The 4,780-nt window shown below is 64.5% G+C and carries 5 protein-coding genes; all 5 read left to right on the top strand.

The annotated features are described in order from the left end of the window. Positions 1 to 112: 112 nt before the first annotated feature. Entirely contained in the window at positions 113 to 868 is a 756-nt protein-coding gene (locus tag VJ604_RS11065; protein ID WP_324082470.1) for a glycosyltransferase family protein, read from the top strand. A gap of 183 nt (positions 869 to 1,051) precedes the next feature. Further along, on the top strand, positions 1,052 to 1,873 hold the full coding sequence (locus VJ604_RS11060; RefSeq protein ID WP_324082469.1) for a glycosyltransferase family 2 protein: 822 nt from the start codon (positions 1,052 to 1,054) through the stop codon (positions 1,871 to 1,873). 13 nt (positions 1,874 to 1,886) lie between these two features. After that, positions 1,887 to 3,158: a glycosyltransferase family 4 protein gene (locus VJ604_RS11055; protein WP_324082466.1), complete on the top strand. Its 1,272-nt coding sequence runs from the start codon at positions 1,887 to 1,889 to the stop codon at positions 3,156 to 3,158. 30 nt (positions 3,159 to 3,188) lie between these two features. Then, on the top strand, positions 3,189 to 4,238 hold the full coding sequence (gmd, locus tag VJ604_RS11050) for a GDP-mannose 4,6-dehydratase (protein WP_324082465.1): 1,050 nt from the start codon (positions 3,189 to 3,191) through the stop codon (positions 4,236 to 4,238). Then, on the top strand, positions 4,231 to 4,780 hold a 550-nt coding region (locus VJ604_RS11045), incomplete at its 3' end, for a GDP-mannose 4,6-dehydratase (RefSeq protein ID WP_324082463.1). The genes gmd and VJ604_RS11045, both read left to right, overlap by 8 nt.

Raw genomic sequence — 4,780 nt, 5'->3', positions numbered from 1 at the left:
GCGACGAACGCCGCACGCTGGCACGCGCATGGCTGTGGCTGGCGCTGGCTTCGCTGATCGTATCCGGCATCCTGTCGGTGCTGCTGGCCGGGTGTTCTGCTTTTTCCATTGGATGCGTCCCAGCCCGAAGAAGCTCGCCTTCTTCAGAAAGATTGCCCAGCGCCACCCCGAACTGGTGGTGATGGGGCCGACGGCGAGCGTGGTGGACGTCTTCCGGGAGTGCGGCTTCAAACACGTAACCGTGGTCCCTTATCCCATTACCCCGCGCGATAACCGGGAGTCCACCGTGCATCCGTTCCGGCACCTGCTCTTCGCCGGTGCGGCCCGTGCCGACAAGGGTTTCCACCACGTGGTAGATGTGCTCGCCCTCTTGGCTGAGCGGCGCCAGTCGCTGCCGGTCGCCCTGCAGACTTCCGGGGACCACTACGACCGACACGATCCGGAGACCGGCAAGGCGCTGCAGAAACTCTCCGCCATCGACTACCCGCAGCTGATGCTCACCCCGGAGACCCTCTCCCCGGAGGCCTACTTCGCCATGTTCGAGGGGGCCATTTGCCTGCAGCCCTACGATGTGGCGGCCTTCGCCGACCGCATCAGCGGCATCACCTTGGACGGCCTCTCCATGGGGGCGCCGGTGGTGACCCTGGCCGGCACCTGGATGGGACGGGTGGTGGAGCGCTTCGAGGCGGGGGTGGTGGTGGATTCGCCCGCGCCGGAGGCGCTTCTGCAGGCGAGCCTGCGTATCCGTGACGATTACCCCCGCTACCAGGCCAACGCCCGCCGCGCCGGCCTCGCCCTTCAGCAGGAGCACAGCGCCGGGCATCTGCTTGAAATCATAGCTGGTGAATCCGGTGGCTCCGGCTCTTAGCCGCTGTTTCGGACTGTCTCATTGCCCGGAATTTCGTTGACGCTTACTCACAGCCGATGCTATAGTGTTCAGCCGTAAAATCAGCTCTTTTCGCGATGATCTCTTTGCTTCCGCTCTGTCTGGACTTCGCAATCGGGTCTCACATGTTCGAATCTCAGGCAAACTGCAAGGACCGCCGGCGCTATGGCTTTAACTGAAACAGGCTCACCGGCTGTCGGCGGAATTGAATCAGGTAACGTGCGCTCTTCCTACAAGCTCTCCGTAGCAATAATCTCCTTCAACGAAGAAGACAACATCGCCCGCTGCATCGAGGCGGTCAAGCCGATTGCCGACGAGATCGTGGTGGTCGATTCCTTGTCCACCGACCGCACCGTGGAGATCGCGCAGTCTCTGGGGGCCGCCGTCTACGTGGAGCCCTGGAAAGGCTACGTGGACCAGAAGAACTCCGCCCTGGAGAAGTGCTCCGGCGAGTGGATCCTGTTCCTGGACTGCGACGAGGTCGTCTCGCCGGAGCTCGCCGCTTCGCTCAAGGAGGCGCTCGCCGCCCCGGCGGCCGACGGCTACCGGGTCAACCGGCTGACCTTCTTCCTGGACCGGTGGATCAAGCACGCCTGGTACCCGGACTGGAACGCGCGCCTGCTGCGCCGCGGCGCCGGGAAATGGGAGGGGCTCGACCTGCACGAGACGCTGGTGGTGCGCGGAGAGGTGCTCCCGCTCAAAGGGGACCTGCACCACTACTCGTTCCGGGACCTGCGCGACTTCTTCGAGCGCACGGTGCGCTACGCCGCGACCGGCGCCCAGTCGTACAAAAGGGGAGGGAAGCGCCCAAGTCTCGGCAAGCTGCTCCTGAACCCCCTGCACGGTTTCTTCAAGCACTACATCCTCAAGAGGGGATTTCTGGACGGCCTCCCCGGCTTCCTGGTTTCCGTCGCCAACGGCATCTACATCTTCATGAAGTACGCCCTGCTGTGGGAACTGCAGCGCGACAAGAAGAGCACGCAGTGAGACGGAGAGATCGTTGAGAGTTAAGTACGACATTTCCGTGCTGGGGGCCTCCGTCGTCAACCCCAGGGCCAGAACCGGCGTGTTCAGGGTGGTAGAGCAGCTCGTGCAGCAGCTCAGCACCAGGCCCGAGGTGGAGCTGGAGTTCTCGGCGCTTTTCTATCCGAGCGGCGCTGTCCAGTATCGCGACAGCTCCCCGAGCCTGGCCGGCATCCCGCTCTATTATCCGGGGCCCCTGCTCAAGGTGGAGACCGCGAAGAGCGACCTGAGCCGCATGAGCAAGGAGCACGGCTTCCCGGCAAAGCAGGGGCTGAAGGTGGCCCGCGAGCTGGTGGGGGTCGCGCAGCAGCTGCTCAAACGCCTCTACCGCGATGCGCAGCAGCGCAGCCTGCAATCGTGCGACATCTTCCATTCACCGTTTCACCCGCTGCCGGCGGGGCTTGGCGGCTGCCAGAAGTTCATCACGGTCTACGACCTGATCCCGATCCTGTTCCCGCAGTACTTCGAGTTCAGGGAGGATCACCTGCTGAACCAGGTGATGGCAAGCATCGACCAGGACACCTGGGTGTTCTGCATCTCGGAGGCGACCAAGAACGACCTCCTTAACCACAACCCTCGCGTCGACGCCGACAAGGTGGCGGTGGTGCCGCTGGGCGCCTCCTCCCTCTTCTACCGCTGCGACGACCAGGCCGATCTCCGGCGGGTCCGGCGGCAGTACGGCATCCCGGAGGGCCCCTACTTCCTGAGCGTGGCGACCCTGGAGCCGCGCAAGAACATCGAGTCGACCATCAAGGCCTTCGTCCGGTTGGTGCGCGAGGAAAAGCTCGCCGACTGCTCGCTGGTGCTGGCAGGGGCCAAGGGGTGGGACTTCGACCGGATCTTCCAGGAGATCGCCGGCGCCAAGGGGCTGGAAGAGCGGATCATCGTCACCGGCTACGTCGAGGATGATGACCTCGCGCCGCTCTACTCGGGCGCTCTCGCCTTCGTCTACCCCTCCCACTACGAGGGGTTCGGCCTGCCGCCGCTGGAGGCCATGCAGTGCGGCACCCCGGTGATCAGCTCCAACACCTCCTCGCTGCCGGAGGTGGTGGGGGAGGCGGGCATCCAGGTGGCGCCGCTGGACAACGACGCACTTTGCCAGGCCATGCTGCAGCTATTCAACGACGGCGCCTTGCGCGAGCAACTCGCCGGCCGCTCGCGCCGGCGCGCCACCCTGTTTTCCTGGGAGGCCTGCGCCGACGTAACCATCAACCACTATCGCCGGGCTCTCAGCCAGTCCGGCTCTTAGTAATTCTCAGAGAGACCTACAGGAGTTCATATGAAAAAAGCACTCATCACCGGTATCACCGGTCAGGACGGATCCTATCTGGCGGAGCTTTTGCTCAGCAAAGGGTATGAAGTTCACGGCATGATCCGCCGTTCCTCCTCCTTCAATACCGGCCGCATCAACCACCTCTACCGCGATCCGCACGAGACCGGGGTCAAGATGTTCCTGCACTACGGCGACCTGAACGATGCGAGCTCGATCAACACCCTGCTGCGCAACATCCGCCCGGACGAGATCTACAACCTGGGCGCGCAGAGCCACGTGCGCGTCTCCTTCGACGTCCCCGAGTACACCGGCGAGGTAGACGGCTTGGGCACCGTGCGCATCCTGGAGGGGATCCGCGAGACCGGCCTCAACACCCGCTTCTACCAGGCCTCTTCCTCGGAGCTGTACGGCAAGGTGGTGGAGACCCCGCAGAAGGAGACCACTCCCTTCTACCCGCGCTCTCCCTACGCCTGCGCCAAGGCCTACGCCTTCTACATCACCATGAACTACCGCGAGAGCTACGGGATGTACGCCTGCAACGGCATCCTCTTCAACCACGAGTCCCCGCGCCGCGGCGAGACCTTCGTGACCCGCAAGATCACCCGCGCCGCCGGCCGCATCAAGCTCGGACTGCAGGATTGCCTCTACCTGGGCAACGTCGACGCCAAGCGCGACTGGGGCTTCGCAGGTGACTACGTGGAGGCGATGTGGCTGATGCTCCAGCAGCAGGAGGCCTCCGACTACGTGATCGCCACCGGCGAGACCTACATGGTGCGCACCTTCGCCGAGAAGGTCTTCGCCCGCCTCGGGATGCCGCTTGAGTGGGACGGCCACGGGGTCGAGGAGAGAGGGATCGACAGCCGCACCGGCAAGACCGTGATCAGGATCGACCCGCGCTACTTCCGTCCGGCCGAGGTCGACCTCCTTCTGGGTGACCCCTCCAAGGCCAAGCGGGAGCTGAAGTGGGAGCTCAAGACCAGCTTCGACAAGCTGGTTGAGATGATGACCGACTCCGACCTGCAGCTCGCCGAGCAGGAAAAACGGGCCAATGGCTAAAAAGGCGCTGATCTGCGGCATCTCCGGGCAGGACGGGAGCTATCTGGCCCGTCTCCTGCTCGACAAGGGGTACGAGGTGCACGGCACCGCGCGCGACGCGCAGGTGGCGGGCTTCGGCAACCTCGCCCGGCTGGGGATCAAGTCGGAGCTCGCCCTGCACTCCATGGCGCTCAACGACTTCCGCAGCGTGCTGCAGTTGCTCGCCAAGGTGCGCCCGGACGAGGTCTACAACCTCGCGGGGCAGAGCTCGGTGGGGCTCTCCTTCGATCAGCCGGTGGAAACCCTGGAGAGCATCAGCGTCGGCACCTTGAACCTTCTGGAGGCCATCCGTTTCATCGGCCGTCCGGTGAAGCTCTACAACGCGGGCTCCAGCGAGAGCTTCGGCAACACCGGCGGGGAGCCGGCCGCCGAGGAGACCCCCTTCCGCCCCCGTAGCCCCTACGCGGTGGCCAAGGCGACCGCCTTCTGGGAGGTGGCCAACTACCGCGAGGCCTACCAGCTCTTCGCCTGCACCGGCATCCTCTTCAACCACGAGTCGCCCC

Source organism: Geomonas sp. (assembly GCF_035254065.1).
Classification (GTDB): Bacteria; Desulfobacterota; Desulfuromonadia; order Geobacterales; family Geobacteraceae; genus Geomonas.
This window is presented reverse-complemented; position numbering and strand designations above follow the sequence as displayed.

Excerpts from the sequence above, each read along its gene's own strand:
- VJ604_RS11060 (WP_324082469.1), top strand. The coding sequence starts at position 1,052 with ATGGCTTTAACTGAAACAGGCTCACCGGCTGTCGGCGGAATTGAATCA.
- gmd (WP_324082465.1), top strand. The coding sequence starts at position 3,189 with ATGAAAAAAGCACTCATCACCGGTATCACCGGTCAGGACGGATCCTAT.
- VJ604_RS11065 (WP_324082470.1), top strand. The coding sequence starts at position 113 with ATGCGTCCCAGCCCGAAGAAGCTCGCCTTCTTCAGAAAGATTGCCCAG.